Annotated in this window: 15 protein-coding genes; 3 read left to right on the top strand and 12 right to left on the bottom strand. The window is 56.1% G+C overall.

Features of this window, described 5'->3' with window-relative positions; all coding sequences use genetic code 11:
* Nucleotides 1-44 precede the first annotated feature (44 nt).
* The 3 genes from ACVW16_RS26350 to ACVW16_RS26360 are packed head-to-tail and all read right to left on the bottom strand — an operon-like array spanning nucleotide 45 to nucleotide 3572.
* Nucleotides 45-1499: an O-antigen ligase family protein gene (locus ACVW16_RS26350; RefSeq protein ID WP_456802478.1), complete on the bottom strand. Its 1455-nt coding sequence runs from the start codon at nucleotides 1497-1499 to the stop codon at nucleotides 45-47.
* Nucleotides 1499-2482 (bottom strand): NAD-dependent epimerase/dehydratase family protein, encoded by a 984-nt coding sequence (locus tag ACVW16_RS26355; protein ID WP_456802479.1) that lies wholly within the window; start codon nucleotides 2480-2482, stop codon nucleotides 1499-1501. The genes ACVW16_RS26350 and ACVW16_RS26355 overlap by 1 nt, the downstream gene beginning before the upstream one ends.
* A gap of 4 nt (nucleotides 2483-2486) precedes the next feature.
* Nucleotides 2487-3572, bottom strand: a complete 1086-nt coding sequence (locus ACVW16_RS26360; RefSeq protein ID WP_456802480.1) for an ABC transporter substrate-binding protein — start codon at nucleotides 3570-3572, stop codon at nucleotides 2487-2489.
* A 207-nt stretch (nucleotides 3573-3779) separates the two neighbouring features.
* Between ACVW16_RS26360 and ACVW16_RS26365 the strand changes: the two genes are divergently transcribed.
* Nucleotides 3780-4046: a hypothetical protein gene (locus tag ACVW16_RS26365; RefSeq protein ID WP_456802481.1), complete on the top strand. Its 267-nt coding sequence runs from the start codon at nucleotides 3780-3782 to the stop codon at nucleotides 4044-4046.
* A gap of 56 nt (nucleotides 4047-4102) precedes the next feature.
* Here ACVW16_RS26365 and ACVW16_RS26370 read toward each other — a convergent pair whose 3' ends face one another.
* Genes ACVW16_RS26370 through ACVW16_RS26390 form a run of 5 tightly spaced genes read right to left on the bottom strand, consistent with a single transcriptional unit; the run spans nucleotide 4103 to nucleotide 9407 of the window.
* Entirely contained in the window at nucleotides 4103-4579 is a 477-nt protein-coding gene (locus ACVW16_RS26370; protein WP_456802482.1) for a VOC family protein, read from the bottom strand.
* Nucleotides 4580-4588: 9 nt separating this feature from the next.
* Nucleotides 4589-4828, bottom strand: coding sequence for an acyl carrier protein (locus ACVW16_RS26375; RefSeq protein ID WP_456802483.1), 240 nt, complete (start codon nucleotides 4826-4828; stop codon nucleotides 4589-4591).
* Nucleotides 4829-4876: 48 nt separating this feature from the next.
* The gene (locus ACVW16_RS26380) at nucleotides 4877-6010 is read right to left on the bottom strand and encodes a hypothetical protein (RefSeq protein WP_456802484.1); all 1134 of its coding nucleotides are present in this window, start codon (nucleotides 6008-6010) and stop codon (nucleotides 4877-4879) included.
* A gap of 1 nt (nucleotide 6011) precedes the next feature.
* Nucleotides 6012-7451 carry an MBOAT family O-acyltransferase gene (locus ACVW16_RS26385; RefSeq protein WP_456802485.1) on the bottom strand — a complete coding sequence of 480 codons (1440 nt, stop codon included), beginning with the start codon at nucleotides 7449-7451 and terminating at the stop codon, nucleotides 6012-6014.
* 45 nt (nucleotides 7452-7496) lie between these two features.
* The gene (locus ACVW16_RS26390; RefSeq protein WP_456802486.1) at nucleotides 7497-9407 is read right to left on the bottom strand and encodes an HAD-IIIC family phosphatase; all 1911 of its coding nucleotides are present in this window, start codon (nucleotides 9405-9407) and stop codon (nucleotides 7497-7499) included.
* A gap of 176 nt (nucleotides 9408-9583) precedes the next feature.
* On the opposite strand from ACVW16_RS26390, the gene ACVW16_RS26395 reads away from it, so the two are divergent.
* A complete protein-coding gene (locus tag ACVW16_RS26395) occupies nucleotides 9584-10693 on the top strand; it encodes a glycosyltransferase family 2 protein (protein ID WP_456802487.1) in 1110 nt (369 codons plus the stop codon).
* Between the two features lie 106 nt (nucleotides 10694-10799).
* Here the strand turns inward: ACVW16_RS26395 and ACVW16_RS26400 are convergent, their stop codons facing one another.
* The 4 genes from ACVW16_RS26400 to ACVW16_RS26415 form a co-directional block, all read right to left on the bottom strand.
* Nucleotides 10800-11855, bottom strand: coding sequence for a glycosyltransferase family A protein (locus ACVW16_RS26400; RefSeq protein ID WP_456802488.1), 1056 nt, complete (start codon nucleotides 11853-11855; stop codon nucleotides 10800-10802).
* Nucleotides 11856-11860: 5 nt separating this feature from the next.
* Nucleotides 11861-13147 carry a hypothetical protein gene (locus ACVW16_RS26405; protein WP_456802489.1) on the bottom strand — a complete coding sequence of 429 codons (1287 nt, stop codon included), beginning with the start codon at nucleotides 13145-13147 and terminating at the stop codon, nucleotides 11861-11863.
* Nucleotides 13148-14407, bottom strand: coding sequence for a glycosyltransferase (locus tag ACVW16_RS26410; protein ID WP_456802490.1), 1260 nt, complete (start codon nucleotides 14405-14407; stop codon nucleotides 13148-13150). It lies immediately after the preceding gene.
* A 71-nt stretch (nucleotides 14408-14478) separates the two neighbouring features.
* Nucleotides 14479-15279 carry a glycosyltransferase family 25 protein gene (locus ACVW16_RS26415; protein WP_456802491.1) on the bottom strand — a complete coding sequence of 267 codons (801 nt, stop codon included), beginning with the start codon at nucleotides 15277-15279 and terminating at the stop codon, nucleotides 14479-14481.
* Nucleotides 15280-15486: 207 nt separating this feature from the next.
* Here ACVW16_RS26415 and ACVW16_RS26420 point away from each other — a divergent pair, with 207 nt between their 5' ends.
* The gene (locus ACVW16_RS26420; protein WP_456802492.1) at nucleotides 15487-16833 is read left to right on the top strand and encodes a glycoside hydrolase family 16 protein; all 1347 of its coding nucleotides are present in this window, start codon (nucleotides 15487-15489) and stop codon (nucleotides 16831-16833) included.
* Nucleotides 16834-16944 lie beyond the last annotated feature (111 nt).

Raw genomic sequence — 16944 nt, forward strand, 5'->3', positions numbered from 1 at the left:
TTTTTAAAAGAAAATTAGGCAAATGTACAGCGCTTCACGATTTATCAGGAATGTGGGTTAACACGGTGGCCTGTTGAGAATGATTGGGCCATGCCCATGCCCATGATGGGGCAGACCGCCAGAACAAAGCCCGGAATTTGCAGCGGAAAATCAACCTGCGAATGCAGGATCGCTAACAGGGTAATCCAGAAGGCTGCAGTCGGTAGGATTGCGTCGCGATTGCGGCCTAACATCCCCCGGAACAGCACCATTAAGCAAGCGAGCCATCCTATTCCTAAGACCAGGGTGAAGGGAATGCCCATTTCGGCCGCCGCTTCCAGCGTCGAGTTATGCGCCTGTTCCCAAACTCCATATGAGGGAACGTCGCCGCTTCGATATTCTGGAAAAACCCATCGAAATGTGCCTAATCCGGAACCGAACCAGGGAAAGTCTCTGATCATTTCAATCGTCGATAGGTAGGCTTGCCAGCGTCCCGAATCGAAAAAGCCTTGCACTCCGAATCTTTGATTGACCAGGGGCGCAAGGATCGAAATAGCGCCAACAATCACAAGCAGGGCCAGAATGGGAAAAACCCAGAGAAGCCTCTGCTTCTTTAGTCCTATGCGAAAATAGGTGCCGAGGGCCCCAGCCAAACAAAGCAGCGACAGGACGGATCCCGCACGCGATCCTGTTAGCATCGTCGTGGAAAGCATTGCGAAGCGCGCCAGCAGACCAAGCGTTCTTAGCGGCGAGAAGCTGTGCAAATGAGACCTAACCCACTCGCGCAACGGAAGCGGCGGCCCGCCACGACGATCTCCTTCCATTGCTGCGAAGACCAGAACCCACCCAATGGTTGCGGCCCCGAAATAGCAAGCTGCAACATTCGGATTGATGAAGGTTGCAGTGACCGAACTCAAATAATTGTACTTTCGGTGCCACAGCAAATAGTCCGGCCAGAAACTATGTGCGATCAGGCCATAAATAGCGTAGGCCAAGGTCGAGCCCAAAAATGAGAGCAGCAGCATGCGGGCGGCGCGCCGGTTGCGACCTACAAGATACCCGCACAGCATGGACAGGAGGCAGGCGATCTGCGATCCGGCGGAGAAGAAAGGCTGATTGAGGGCTACCGAAAGCGAGCCGGTCAATTGCTCGCCCAGAATTGCTGAGGTCTGCCCCCAAATCGGGGCCACCAGTCGGCGCGATAGCAGCCACGTTTCACTCAATTGCTCGCTGACGACAAAGGCCCAAGATAACGAGATCGCCGCAAATCCGCACAAGAAAACAAGGTCTCGCGAACTAATCTCCCGCGGGAGGGTCAGCAAGAGCACAGCAGAAAGCAATAAGACCCAGACTGCAATAATCCGCATATCCGTGGAGGCGAACGGAAGCGGCGCGAGGGCTACCATGGTACAGAGGCCGGCTGTCGCCAAGGTGGCGGGATAGCTGGCCTTCTTTTCTTCCGTACGAAAATCGGCTCTGCTCTTGATCGGAGATCGTTGGTCACGATCAAGAAGGCCCATCAGTCAAAGTCCTTCAGAGCCGACTCGCGTTTCCATTCGATGAGAGAGTTTTCCAAATCGTAAGAAAACTTGAAGCCGCTTGCGACGAGTTGTTTAGGCAAAATGTTCGTCGAGAACCACAGCTTCCTTACGCGGTCCCGATTGATGCCTGTCTGGAGGCCAGCCGAATGCAGGGCTTCAAAGGGAAGTACGGCGAGATTCATGAACCAGATTGGAATCGTCAGTCGCGGCTCTTTGTAGCCAGCGACCCGGGAGAACGCAGTACAGATTTCACTGATTGTATATCTGTGCTCAAACGAGAAGTTATAAATGCGCACGCCGTCATTCTCGCTCGACATGTACATCATGGATGACACAAGATCCTTCACGTAGCCGCACGATTTGATCGTGTCTGTCCTCCCTGGATAGATGAAGGCATTCCGTTCCATCATCCGCGAAAGTCTGGTGAAATTTCCTCGCTCGTGAAGTCCGTAAATGACGGCGGGGCGAACGATCGTCAACTTGCGATCCAAGGCTTCGGATTGCCAAAGCAGATGGATCTTCTCGGCCGCGAGCTTTGAGCGCCCATAGGCGCTCACGGGAGCCGGCGTGGCCTCCTCATCAAGCGCTGCTTCGCTTGGTCCGTAGATCGAGATGGAGCTTGTAAAAACTATATTGCTGCAGCCGATTGCGCTGGCGAATCTACAGACGTTCACGGCTCCCAAGACGTTCGTGAAGTAATAGTCACCATCCGGGTGCCCAGGTGTGACATGGACTGCGGCCAGGTTGAAAACATCGGCGGGACTTCCGTCCGAAATACCGGAGTCGATGGCCTCCCGCACGTCATGGTGCAGATATTCGACGCCAGCCACATTGGCTCTTGGCGGAGCGATGTCGACGGATAGGACGCGCTTATACTTTTGCGACGCCACAAGATGCGTTGCAAGATGAGTTCCGATGAAGCCTGCCCCGCCAAAAATAATAGCTTGAGTTGGATTGGACATCTGATCAGGGCTCGTCGCGACTTAGGTTATTTGCCTCGCTACGATAGGCCTCTTTCAGGACGTCATAGTTGACGGCGCGCGTTAGATCGACCGGTTCTGACAGGATCCGTCGGCGCAAGAGCTGTGCTTGGACCCTGCGAATGCGGTTCTCGTCCAGCTCACCAAACCTAGTCCCATATGGGCGCAAGTAAGCACGCTGAGCATCCATGAGCCGGGAGATCAGTGGTCGCGGAAGCGGCACATCAATGGAGTCGGCGATGATAGGAATTGTTCGTTCATAGTCAGCGTATGCGGCGTTCCACCCCTCCGCGGTGGCTATTACGAATTTCTCGAGAGTGCGTCGTTTGCCGAGAGCGCGTTCTTGGACAAAGTACACTGGTCCCGCCGCATGCACGCCATAGGAGGCTGGACTTAGCGTTCTGTATTCGATATTCCTCCGCGCCAACTCCTCACCTTCAATGTCGAGGCGACCAAGAAGCACGTCTATCTTTCGGTCCAGAAGGTCCTGCAAAGGCTCATCACTTTCTATCGCGGCAAGCTTGCTTTGTGCCAGGGAATTCTTCGCAACAAACTCGTAGAAAACGGCAGAGAGCTCAGGGCCCTTCTTATATCCTATCCGCTTTCCCTCAAGGTCCGAAGGCTGCAAAAGCGTAGTGCCGGGCACCGTAAAAAAACCGACCGGGTCCGCCCCGTAGCATCCGGCGAAAGCGACGATTGGGAGCCCTTCCGATCGCGCTTTGAGGAACGCCGCGGCTGATACAACCCCTATGGTATTTTCGTCGGCTGCAACGGCGGCGATGGCGTCAGCGTCGCCTGCGCCGGCTACCACTCGCACGCCCAGGCCTGCTCGCGTAAACAGACCGTCGGAAGCGGCCAGAATCGTTCCAGCCGACGCGGGCGATATGGTGCGATTTAGCTTGAGTGTGTATTGAACTGCAGTTGGGAGCTCTGCTCCTTCGCTTGGGGAGGGTTTCAGCCAAACGACAAGGAGCGTGGCCAACGCGAAGGCAAGACTGAACCCGGCGAGAACGCGCGGCGTGATGCGAGCCAAATGGGCTTTGGTTCGATCTCTCTTCATCAGTATGTCCATGCTCGGGGACCCGAGCCAATCGATATATCACGACACGCTCTGAACATGCAGGGGAGCCCGAACGCAGCGGCCGTAGCAAATTCAGTATAACTCACGATATTCATATCTAAAGGAAGTCGAGCCCGTCCCAACGCCCAACGTTCTCTGTAACTTTTGGTATCCCCCTAAGGGTACAACAACGCAATCGTTGCTGCCAGCATAGCAAACTTGGACTTTGATCGTTTGGGCGCATATGTTGTTAATGATGACGATCTGATCGATGATTTTGGGGTTGACGATCTGCGCGCGCGTCATCGGGTGGACGGTGATGCAGGCTCGTCCATCCGGCGTTTTGTGTGGTGGCTCGTACGTTCCGGCCATGCCCTGGAAGGCATTGGGAGGTTGCGACGCAACTCCCGTGCCACCGTAAATGGGCGCGGTCGTTCTTCCGAATTGAGCCTGAGCCGATCTGCCGGGGATCGTCAGCACGATTAGCAGTACTCCGCAAGCAACGCTTACTTGCGTTGGAATTCTTGGAATAGTCTTGCTTGTCATCGACTGTCCATCTGCCGGGCATTTGCGGCCCCAGGCCATCCAGTATGCAAGATCTCGATGAGACCGAAACCTGAAATATGATGAAACGAAACGTCCTGGCCACCAAACAGGATCGCTGGCGTGGGGGGGCTAACCGTTAGGATCTCCATGCCGGCGGCCGAAAGGGCGGCGAGGGCAACGCCAGCATCGGCAGATGCATAGCATAAATGGTAGATCATCGTGCCTGTTTTCTTGATCAGCCTATCTATCGGAGAGGGACCATCGCCAGGCCAAATCACCTCAACGTCAGGCATCGTTGGGTGGTGGCGCATGGCAAGGTTAACCCGCTGGAGTGGATCAAACGCCGAATTCCCCGCGCGATAGCCAAGCGACGCCAGATACCGAAATGCATCATCCGGAGAGGCGACAGCCAAGCCGAAATGATGAAAGGCGAGATCAACTAAGGCCGCAGCACTCTCGCTGTATTCCGACACCTCGATCCCTCAGCTCTTCTTCTGGATCAATTCGACGAATTCGCCGACGTTCTTCAGTCCACCGATCTCCGACGCGGAGAACTTCACGCCAAAGGACTTCGAGACCGCCAGAACCAAGCGGATGTGAGACAAGCTATCCCAGCCGTCAACGTCGTCTGCAGTGGTTTCCGGCGTCAGGACGAGGTCGTCCTCATCGAACACGTCGCGGAAGACAGATGTGAGCCTCGTATAGATTTGAGGTTGATCCAAGGTAATATCCTTCCTATCGACGGTCGAGCATCGACCACTTTTTACTATTCAATGGTCGGACGATGCAGCCGTAGCCTGTTCGGGAGCTCGCGATGAAACCTTTTCCTTGTCAGCGTTCTTCTGACAGGCAAAAGAACTCAAGACGCTGGCCAATCTATCCGACCATATGTTGGCCAAGTGTCGCTTTGCATGCACCTCGTCAGAGTAATCCAGATCTCCGTCAAGATCGCTCATCGATATTGAGATGAAGTTTGACCGCTCCTTGAACTGCCCGGTCAATTCCTGAAGCTTTTGTTCGTAGCCGGGCTGATACGGGCTTGCGTCGCGGTGCCATGATGGGATCGGAAGATCGACGAGTACCACCCGCCCTCCCGAATCAAGCAATGACGCAACCGTACTCCTAAGCAAGTTCAACTGCGTCTCGGAAATCGCGCCCTTGAACCCCATGCTCTCCTGCCAATACTCCAAAGCTTTTTTCTTGTCCTGTTCCGACATCACCGCAGCCTCGCGTTCAACGTCGGTCCGTTGTGCGGACCGGCGTCCGGTCAGAAGCAGATTGACGCCTGTTCTGGCTTCGCGCGCCACCTTCTCGACAAGAAGAAGCGGACGAATTGCCAAGACGCCGGCATTGAGCCACTTGGAAGGTAAGACCGCGACAGGGCCATCGGCGGTCCGGCGGTAGAAGCCGTATCGGTATTTCTCAATATCGAGGTCGGATTCTCCGCGATTCCGATCGGGATCAGCAAATCTGATGTCGGAATCCGCAAACATCCCGTACCAAACGCCAATGACGAAGGTATTGGGCGCGGTACCCGGGCTGCTCTGCGTCTCGCGCACCAGATCGATGATCTGAGCCACCTCCGATATATTTGCGCCTCCCATCGCGAGATTGCTGACCTTGGCGCACGCGAGTTTGGGTTGAATGAGCCTCGGGATGAAGCCGACTGCTGTGTTGGAGGCTCCTACAATAAGCACCTTCGCGTCCGGAGTGTCGAGCACGCTACGCCCGAGAAACACGTACTTTGGCACGGTCATAAACAGTGTGCGCTCTGCCGCCTGAAAATCGCGAGGCCCTCCGTACGAAGGGTCCGGGAACACCAGGAAGGATAGACCGCCAATCAGAGCATAGAGAAATGCGAATGATACAAAGGTCAGCGCGATCTGTCGAAGGATATAGCTCAACTTAGAACGCCTTGTAGACGAAGTCGGGGGACTTATGGAGCAACGTGGTGACTGCGACGATGACCATCATCTGGCACGCCAGCGCCAGGTTTCGGCCGACAAGGCTGTCGCGCGCGGTGGCCAGAAAGGTTGGCGCGGTTAGACGGGGAGCGACCCGATCAGCCAGCCACCAGAACAGACCAAACGCAAGCGCAATCCCGGCAAAAGCAGCCGATGCGCCGGCAGGGCCAAGCCGATCAATCAAGCGCGCGAATTCCGACAATTCAGGCGTCCACAAGCATGTCAAAGCCAACACGAAATAGCTGATTGTGACGCCGCGCGCAAAATAGACGTAGCCCGAGGTCTCGGTCATCGTCCTGTAGCGCTTCTTTCCAAGGCGTTCCGTGCAGGCGACCTGCCACAGCTTGTTAATGCTGGCGCCAGCACCCATCAGCAATCCGTAGACCACGAACACGGCCGTGGTTCCGTGCCAAATCCCCATCACGAGAAACGTGACGAAAAATGCGAAAACACCCAGATATGCGGTGAGCGCGGACGCAGGAAAACAGGACATCAGGAGCATCACCAGCGGATTGAACAGATAGAATTTGAACCACTGTGAGAGCGTCATGTGCCAACGCTGCCAAAACTCCAGGAAGCTGCGGGCAGAGAAGGGCTTGTCGAAGTTTTCCGGAAGGGCCTGACCAAGTAGCACTCCGCTGCCGATAACGATGTCCATGTATCCGGAGAAATTATAGTACAGATACACAGTGTAGAGCGAAGCGGCGGCAGCATAGAAAAGGCACAGCTTCACGAACGACGGGTCGCCAGCCTGAAGTAGCTGTGGCTTCAAAAATGAGAACGCGTATTCTGCCACAGCGGCGATGATCACAAATTTCGCATAGCCGGCAATGACCCGGGCAAAGGCCTGGAATACAGTGTCTTCGTCGAGCTTGATAACGGCGATCCCATCGGCTGCCCGAAACTCCTGGTAGCGTTGGATCGGACCGGACACGAAGCACAGAAAATTGCACGTGTAGCGGAAGAATGCGGTCGGCCCGATCCGCTCTTCGACGTCCCCCGAATGGACATCGACCATTAAATGCAGGATTCGGAACAGGATATAGGATAGCCCGATCGTCAAATATGGAAAGGGTAGACGACCGAAATCATCGAAGAAGGAAAACCGCTTCAGGAAGACATAGCAGACCAGGACGCCAACGACCGCGAAACCCAGCGCAAGGGAAGACTTCCTGACGGAGAGGATCGAGACGCACGCAAGCCCCAAGAGTAGAAAGGAAAGAAGCGGCAGGATCTGGATGTAGTCGGTGAGGTAACTGGCGATGAAGATTGCATTGCCGAGGCCGAGCACCAGCCTGCGATACGGAACGGACTCGCTGATGTGATAGGCGAGAATGACTCCAGCCAGGAAAGCGAAAAACAGAGGAGATGTAAGGCTCATCGACGATCAGCTCGGGCTTAAAGGGCTTGCGGGTAAAAGATTGGCTTAAGCAGGCTGCAGTTCACGCTCGACAGTCATCGGCAGGTCGCCGAGTTCTGCATCGGTTTTCAGCTCCCATCGGCTGCTTCCGTCGGAAGCGGTTTCTACCCGCGTAAATCCAAGCTTTCCATAATGTTCGGCGACCATTTCGTTTCGCTCGGTTGGAACGTAGAGGCCTTCAAGAGTCGAGATGCCGGCAGCGCGTGCACGAAACAAGATCTCAGCAAGCACCGCCTGTTCGACGCACCGTCCCAGAACCCGGCAGCTCATTAACCAAGTGTCGATGGTCCAGGCGCCCGGGCGGGACAGGCGGCAAATGACGACACAAATAATCCCGTTGTCGCCGAACTTATCAAGCAACCGAACGTGCAGCGTCATCGCATCAGCGTCCTGCTCGAGCTGTTCGATCTGGGGCTCGGTATAACGGCGAGTGGTCAGATTGAACTGGTTGCTCTTGTTGATCAGCTGTGTGACGCGCGACCGCGTCGTGCGCTCGAAGGAGCCGAACACGATGCGCATCTCCAGCGACCGCAGATATGACTGAAGGTCCGAGGTCTGTCCCTGTAAACTCAACCGACGGGCGTTTGCCTGGTACATGTCGGCCCGCGCGCGATCTTCATCGGAAAAGGCGATCGCCTCAAAATAGCCTGCGGCCGCCAGAGTGCGCGCGTAGCTCGCGGGATCGCTGTCGAGTTCGGGAACAGCCACATCGGGGATTTCGCGCCGAATCAGGCCTCGTTCAACCGGATTGTCGTCGAGGAAAACGAAGGAATCCAGACCAAGCGCCAATTCCTTGGCGATCGCACGTATGTTGGTTGCCTTGTCATCCCAGTTTGCTTGGAACACGGCGATGTGATCCTCCTTCAGGAGCATATCCGGATGCTCCTTGAAGGGACGCCGTGCGATCGCATCCGTATTTTTCGAACTTACGGCCAGAACGACGCCGCGTGCGCGCAAGGCCAGGGCAAGCTGCTGGACCGACAGGAACGCTTCGCCTGTGGCGTCGCCTTGCGCGATCTGAATACCTTCAAGTCCATCGTCGCCGATGATGCCACCCCAAACCGTATTGTCGAGGTCGAGCACGAGGCATCGGCGACTCTTGCCGCGCATCGCTCCAATAATCCGGCAGACGTGATCCGCATAGAGCGGAGCGTAATTGTCGGAAAATGGCAGTTTCGCCAAATTCCATTGTGCGGGGGAATGCCAGTCTGCAAGCCCAGCGGTTTCAGCAACGCCTGCAACGTCGAGGAGCAAGTCGTTTGACTGGAGGACCGCCTCGCACAGTTTTTGGTTGAAACGATCAACGAGGTTTCTGCTCGTTCCGCCCAGCGCGCGATCGAAGGATCCGAACAGCCCTTCCGGAGGAGCCGCAAGTGTTTGGACAATGCAGACAGCGCCGCTGTTGTGCGCAATCGCCGCACGAATGGTGTCGAGGAGGCTAATTGCGGCGTTGAGGGTCTGAGCGGCAAGCTGTTCGTTGCCGGGGCTCGGTTGAAGTGCAAGGCCTCTGTGATCGAGTGCAACCAGGACCGCATCTGGTCGGGATGTGTTGAGATGCGAGTCCGGCCGCAAGGCGTCCTGCAGGAATTGATCGTACGCGCCGGTGATGCATTCGAGGGCAAAGCCGTGGCGCGCGGCCGTGGCAATCAGGACGGGCACCATGAGATCCAAGGTGCCATTTCCGATCAGGCCAAGCCGAAATGGAGCTAAAGGTTGCAGGGACCGGCCGTGCTCGCGGGCCGAGACAATCGCGCGTCCCAATCGCGACAGCTGCCGCTCATCCAGCGCGTGGGTCGCGAGAAACCGGATTTGGTCTCCCAGCTCTGCCCCGGTGGTCAAAAGGTCTTTGCAGCGAGAAGAGAAATCCTCGGGTGGCCTTGGAAGCCAAGACAGTTCCCGATAAAGTTCAGCGGACATCGTTACTTCCAAGTCTACGTCGTAGATTTGTGGTTGTACTAGCAAATCGCGTACCATGCTAGTGAGGTCAGATCCGTGAACACAATTAGACAGTTTCGTGGCGCGGGTCTTCACCACACGCGGACTCTCCTTGCCTCTGTTGGGGAGCCCTTTCCCAAGACAGATGAAGGAAGCTGTTGTGGGAATGGACCAATCAGAATGTGCCCTCAGTCAGGATCGAAATGCCCCGGGACCCGAGTCAATTAGCTCTTTCTATCGTCATCCCGAACTACAACTATGCAAAGTTTGTAGGCGCGGCGATCAAAAGTGCGTTGGGAATTCGATGGCCTAAGTTGGAAGTGGTCGTTGTTGACGATGGATCGACAGACAATTCGCTTGAGGTGATAAGAAAATTTGCGGACAGGATTACGCTTATCGAACAGCCAAATGCCGGCCAAATGCCCTCGTGCGTGAATGGATTCTACCGATCTTCAGGCGACGTCATTATCTTTCTGGATTCTGATGATGCGCTGCATCCGGACGTAATGACTGAAATTGCGAAAGTCTGGTCAGCAAAGGCCAGCAAATATCAGTTCCAGATGCGCGTTGTCGACGCCAAGGGCAAACCCACCGGGGGCATCCTGCCGCAGTATTTCATGCATCCGAGCCCCGAGGATATCCGGACTTGGGTTACCACGACTGGCGCGTATCCGACCCCGCCGGGATCCGGGAATGCTTATCCGCGCTGGCTCGTCGACCGCGTGTTCAGCTTCAAGTCTGATTTCGTCGATCGGGCGCCGGACAGCTATCTTCTTGCCGCGGCACCAGCCTGCGGCGATGTCATTACCATCGCCAAACCCTTGGTCGATTATCGGGTGCATGGCCTGAACCACGGCGCGTTCCTTCAACTCGACGATGAGCGTTTCGCGCGCGAGATCAACCTCGCCCATCGGCGTCATAAATTCTTCACGGAGATCGCAAGCAGCGCGGACCTCCACGTTGCGCCTGAAGCGTTGAAGAAAAACCTGCTATGCGCCTGCCTTCGTACCGCATCTTATACGCTGCGCCCGGACATCCATCCAATCAAAGAGGATAGCGGCGCTCGCATCCTGATCGATGGATGTAGATCGTTTGTGTATCCGCAAGGGTTCTCTCTCGCTCAGCGCGTCTCGATCCTGTTGTGGATCGTTGGCGTGCTGCTCAGCCCGCCACTGTTCCGCCGCACCCTCATTAGCTGGCGGTACGCCTCCGCTCAGCGGCCAAAATGGATCAGACAAGCGCTAAAGTTCTTTCGGATGGCCCGGTGAAACGGGGACGCCGGCCCGCCTCGCCACCTCGGCCTTATGTATGAGTCGCTTTCTTTACGCTGATGCCGGAAGTTAGCGAGAGAACTTCCGAACCGGCGTGAGCTCTCTATGCATAAGATCTCGAGCGGCCAAGCCTGCGAAGGTTCGTCAGCACCTGCAGGCGATTGTACCGGAGGCGGATCATTTGGCGTGCAAGGCCTGTTGGTGCAAGCGCCAAGCAGGTAATCCAGACAAGGTGTTTGCTCCGTGCTCGGGAGGTGATCGGACTTTTCAGGATGCAAGACGCGCCGCCCCGCCACAAATTCCAGAGCGTGCGACGCGAATCTTGTGCATCCTCGTCCCGCATTTTGCGCGCCATGAGACGATAATTAACAAATACCAGTTCGTTTTCCAACAAGTCGCCTTGAGGGAGGGGGGCGCCAAGCGCAGCGGCATGCTGGCGCAGAACATCAAATTCCTGCTTTCTGATGCCAATCCGCCGGGCGAACTGGGGAATAGCCGCGGTTTGGCCCCGTTCGTTGCTGCGGCTGATGTTTCGGGAATGGACGCGATATTGTCCGAGCGGCTGAACGATCGTGACCACTCGCCCATAAAGCGGCGCGATCGTGTTCAAGACGCCATCGTGCGATTCCGGTGGTGTCAGCGGCATGACCCTGCTCAGAAATTCACGCGAATAGGCATTGCCTGAGGTCACGGGCCAAAGGTAGGTGCCGGTTGCCGCGAACGATTGCGCCACGCTTTCTTCACTGATGTCATCGGAAAAATTGCAGAATCGGCGACCCGCAAAATTTCCGCATTGATCGATGACGTCGAGGTCAAACTGGACCTTGGCCACGCGGGGTCTGAAGGACCGCTCGATCAATTCAAGGGCGTTCGGGTAAAGCACGTCGTCTGCGTCGAGGTACAAGACAATCGAGCCGCGGGAAATTTCATAACCGGTGTTGGAGACCTTCCTGATGCCTTGGTTTTCCTGAAATACCGCGCGGATCTTGGTGCCGTAGGATTCGATTCGCTCGCGCGATCGATCGGTGGATCCATCGTCGATTACGATGATCTCGTCAGCCTGACGGGTCTGGGCTATGACGCTATTGATGGCAACTCCAACGTAATTGTCATAGTTGTAGTTGGTGATGATCACGCTGATGGTTTGGGCGGTCGTCATTGCGGTCATTTCGCGTCGTATTTTGCCTGACCTTTGTGTCCCGTTTGATCGGGCGTCGATGGCACCAGGGTCAGGAGCCAGATCATCAGAGCATACCCGGGTTTCAGTACCAAAGAGAAGCTGATCCAGCTCAAAAGGAAGAAATTGCAAACCTCTATCGGGGCAGTGCTCGAGTACAGCCGAAGCAGGAAAAGGGACAAGAGGAGCACAAAGCCAACGATGCCATATTCATAAGTCAGCTTGGCCCAGGTCGGATCAGCGACTTCATATTTGAAGCGGGCGGTCGCGAGGTCGCGAAAAAAGCTGCCTGCACCGTTGCCGAACCAGGTTGTCAGGATCCCTTTGTCAAAGCCGCGCTCAATCATCTCCATTGGAGCCTGGAAGCGGGCATAGGCGCTCGTGCCCGTCTGCCCAAACTCGGAAAGTCGACCAAACCACAAGTTGAGGACGGGACTATCAAGGCTGTACAGGACCATGAGAACCAAGACCAGGCTTGTGGCAAGGGCTATGAACAGGGGAATCCGGCTCAAAGATTTCGGGAGCAGAAAGGCTGCCGCCAAAGCGACCAGTCCGGAACCTGACAGCGACGCTAGCAGGCCGGCTCCGAGCAGCGCGAGGGTGCGGAGTCTCCTTTTCGATTGGTACTCAAGGAGGATAGCCAGCGCGGTCACCTGGGAAAGGTCAGCGGATTCGCGAAGGAAGAAGCCATTCGCTTTGGTGATCCCGGAATCTTCCCGGAAATGGGTGTAATGGCCCGCTCCGCGAATTGCGTCGGGAAGGACGTAGTAGATGTTGGTCAAGGTGGACACCTTGGCCGCATTGACCAGCACCAATTGGACCACACCAACCGCAGCTATTACGGAGGCAACCGTTACAAAGACAGCGACGATGTAATCCTCGACCGGCTGCAGTTGAGGTCGTCTTGCCAACCGAAACAAGAACGGCAGGTAGAGAGTGCATAGCAGCAGCAGCGAACTCCAGGAACTCGGCGAATTCGAGAAGGGGATGCGGAATCCGGCCAATCCGGCGATGCATATGAGCAGAAATGCGGAAGGCACGCTCAGAGCAACATGTCCCGACCTGAGGAGATAGGCGGTGAACACCGCGTAGGCGATCAGGTCCACGGCAACCGGAAACTCACCGATATTGTACGCTATCTGAGTGAGGAAGAAAAAGGACACGATTGAGAACCAGACGACGGCTCTTCCAGTCCTGGTAAGCTCGGTGATCGGTTGATACTCGATGATCGGCGCAGGCGTGCTGTCATCTGGGGCGGCGATCATCGAGCTCATTCAATGCCTCCGGTCTGGGCAATGTACCGCCTGATACGACGAACTCGTGCTGGGAGCCATCCTTGGTGTCGAGAGAATGTTGGGACATTTTAGTGAGAATATACTTCTCGCGCGATCGATGCCGGCCGCGAGTCCGAACCGGTCGGAAAACAGACTGAAGAGCGCGTCCTGATTGCGGTTCAGTGCGCTAAGATCATCGACGTAGCGAACGATAGTTGCGGCAAGATGGCCCAGGTCGTCAGCGAGGAACATCGCCGATTGTTCCTCACTGGTGGTGCCCGCCAGTGCTTGCCTGATGCCAAAGATCGGTAATCGCTCGAACGCATAGTCCATCACTTTGAGCTTGAATCCTCCACCCAGCAAGTCGGCCACGAGGCCGCCGCGGGAGGAGCGAAGAAAGGGGGAAATGTCAGTGACGCGTCCATGAAAGTTCAGGTTGGATCCGTGATGGGCATAGCTATTCCTGATGGCCTGCGGCACACTGCCGACGACGTCGAGGGTAATCCCGTGCTGTTTGAAGCTCGGGAGAAGTGCCTGCACGATCAATTCCAAATTCTTCTGCTTTGCGATCCACTCGAATTCCCCCAACAGGAGCAGCGTCCGAGGGCAGCTCGCTTCAATGCTGCGGGCCGGATTCGCATGGCCCAGATAGACCGGAGGAGCGACATGGATGTTTTTCGTTAGCTGTCGGAAATAACTCGCATCGCTTTCCGTAATGCAAATGATGGCGTCGGCCGCTTCGGCAATCCTATTCTCTAGTCTTCGGTACTTTTCAGCATCGAGACCCATCACCGCTCGCCGCAAGGGATTGCTGAAGTGACGCGCGATTTCGGGGCGAATTTTTCCTTCTGCATTATGGGCGACGTAACAGATCGATGCCTGTTTCCGGCCGCGCAGAATGAGCGGCAGCAGTCCGGAGGAATAGGCGTGGTCGATGACGATCCAGTCCCATTGTTGACCCAGCAAGCGGACCAGCGACCGTTCAACTTCGCGTGTACCCAGGTTGTAGGCATCTCTCGGCATACGCGTCAGAAGGCTTGAAATGCCGGAAGGGTGGAAAGGGGGTGAATCGATGCAAACTGTGTTCGGCAGGCCAAGGGTATGATCCTCGAGGGCTTGCTCGGTTCTGCGCGTGCCGACCACCGTGATCGCCGCGTTCCCTGTCAAGGCAAGCGCCTTCAAGAGCCCGGAGGAATAAAGCGCGTCGCCGCTGAAGAGCGGTGTCGGCAAACGGCCGCAAATCCACAGTATCGTCTTCATCGATCCTATCTCGACTTTCTAGACGCACACGGCGTCCGCTATCGGGCACTGCCTCCCACACTTGGCTGCAATTACGGGTAAGATTTCGATCTGCGTAACCTCTGTTTGATGAGAAATCTTGCAATGTAGGTGAAACGCGCGGCAGCTCGTTTGGGAGCGCTGAGACTAGCCCGGAGTTGGCTTAGGCGCAGCCGAACGCCGCTTAAATCGTAGATTCGCCGCTCATCCTCCAGATTGCTCGCATAAGATGCCTGACGGGCTAGAAACGGCTCGGTTTCAGCATAATCGACCCAATGGCGGTCATAGTATGCTAGCTTATGGTCGAAGGGACGATCCGGAACGGACACTGCCTTGAGCAAAGCGAGCGCGCCGCGCCACGTCACGGCGTAAGCGGCGGCACCTAGTGTCGGTCTCATACGCAGGAGTAGGCGCCCCGTCGTCCCATGGGCAATCTCGAATCCGGACTTGGACGTATGCGGGTAGTGAATGCCTTCGAATTTCACAATGTCACTGGCGGCGAGGAACCGTGCAAGGTCGTGCTGATAAAAACGCTGGAACGCTGGATCAAAAATCACATCGTCCTCGAAAATCATAGCGGCCGGCAGCCTTTGTCTCACGATGCGCTTCAGAGCGGCGAGATGGGAGAGATAGCACCCGATTTCGGCATCCGTCAGGTCGCGGCGCGCCGGAGCGTAGACGAAATGCCGCTGCACAACGCCGCGAATGAGGTTAATTCGATTGCGGGCATCGATGGCGCGGACCCTTTGATAAGGGATGCCAAATCCATCGAGCGCAGCGGAGATGCTTTGCCACCGCGCGACGTCGCGATCGAGATTGATAATGAACCCGGAAATGGCGAAGTCGGTTTTCACTGATTTCCTCAAAGCAGCACAGCCGGGGTCCACGTCCCGTTGGTGACGTATTCGACCCGGCTTCGTGACACGGTCATGAATGAAACCAGCCGCCGCCACTCCCGGGCAACCTGACCGAGCACTTGGGGGCTGTCAATGTGGGACAATTTGATTAGACACACCTGATCGGCGGATCGTAAATACGTCCAAACTCGGAGGCAATTCTGAATGATGCTTGGCAAGATAGGTAAGGCAAGTTTCTGGCTGTTGCTGATCGTTTGCGCCATCGTGCCGACAAAATCGGCACGGTCGTCTGGATGGGAACTTGTATTCTCCGACGAGTTCGACGGCGACAAGCTGGACCGCAACAAATGGGCCACGCGCTACATCTATCAGAACGAGACGATGGACCATTTTAACGACGAGAAGGAGCGCTATCGCGACAATCACGTGCTGTCTGATGGCGTGCTCAGCCTGGTTGCCAAGAAGATGGAGGGGAGTGACCTGTTCGAATCCGCGATGATCCGCAGCCATCGCACCTTCTATTATGGTTACTATGAGGCACGGGTGTTGCTGCCTAATGCGAAGGGGATATGGCCGGCGTTCTGGCTCGAGGCGGATTACGATGTCGACGGCAAGACCTGGCATCCGCCCGAGATCGACATCTTCGAGTATGTCATCAACGGTGTTGAGGACAAGGCGAACTCGCTGCACTCGAACGTTGTGGCCCCCTTCAGCGAAAAGCAATACACCTACGTCGACAAGGATTTCCTGCTCAAATTCCAGAATATGTATGCGAGCGAGGATCTCAATCTGGGCTGGCATATTGCGGGGTTCGTGTGGGCGCCGGACCGGATTTCCATGTTCTGGGACGGCAAGCTGATCTACACGCGAATGTACCAGTGGAAGCGCAACGACGGGCAGCTCGGGCCGCCCGCGCATGTCGACCTCAATTTCGCTGTCGGTGGGGCGGGCTGGGCCGGCCGGCACGGCATCGACGAGGCGGCGTTTCCGCAAAGTTTCAAGATCGACTACGTCCGGGTCTGCCAGTTCACCGATTCTGACAGGGGCGCACGCCAGTGCGGGCCCGGCCAGGTGACGCCCGATCCGAAGGAATTCGGCTATTCGTCCACGATCCGCGACATGGCCAAGCCCGCTTTTCTGCCGGTCAAGGCGGCAGGCGAGCAGGAGCCCAATGCGGGCGTCCTCTCCTTGAAAGCCACTGACCCGCTCAAGGTCGAGGTCCCGATCAATGTGCCGGACGACTATCCGTCAAACCGGCAACTGCAGGTCTATATCTATGACCCCGCATCACGCTCCGTCATCGCGTCGGTCGACCGTAAATTGCAGGAGAGTCTTGGCAAGAAGCGTGCGGACGGCGCGAACGTCGTCGAACTACAGCTACCGCCAATTCAGCGTTCCGGCGAGTTTAATCTGAGTGCGAAACTAAGTTCGGACAGTACTGACGAGAAAGGCGCAAAGAAGGTGCTGATGAACCCGGTCACCTGCACCACAGCTGTGGCTCAACCGGTCAAGGCGCGAGCCTGCCGTTTGCTATCACTTCAAGTACGTTGAAGGCATCGGCTTCTTGAAACTGATATACGGCTGAAATAGTTTTGTCTGACCCATACTATCCGGTGGTCGAAGTCAACCCGTGGACCAAAAGATTGAAAGCCGTTCCATACT

This window comes from Bradyrhizobium sp. USDA 4474 (assembly GCF_054057515.1).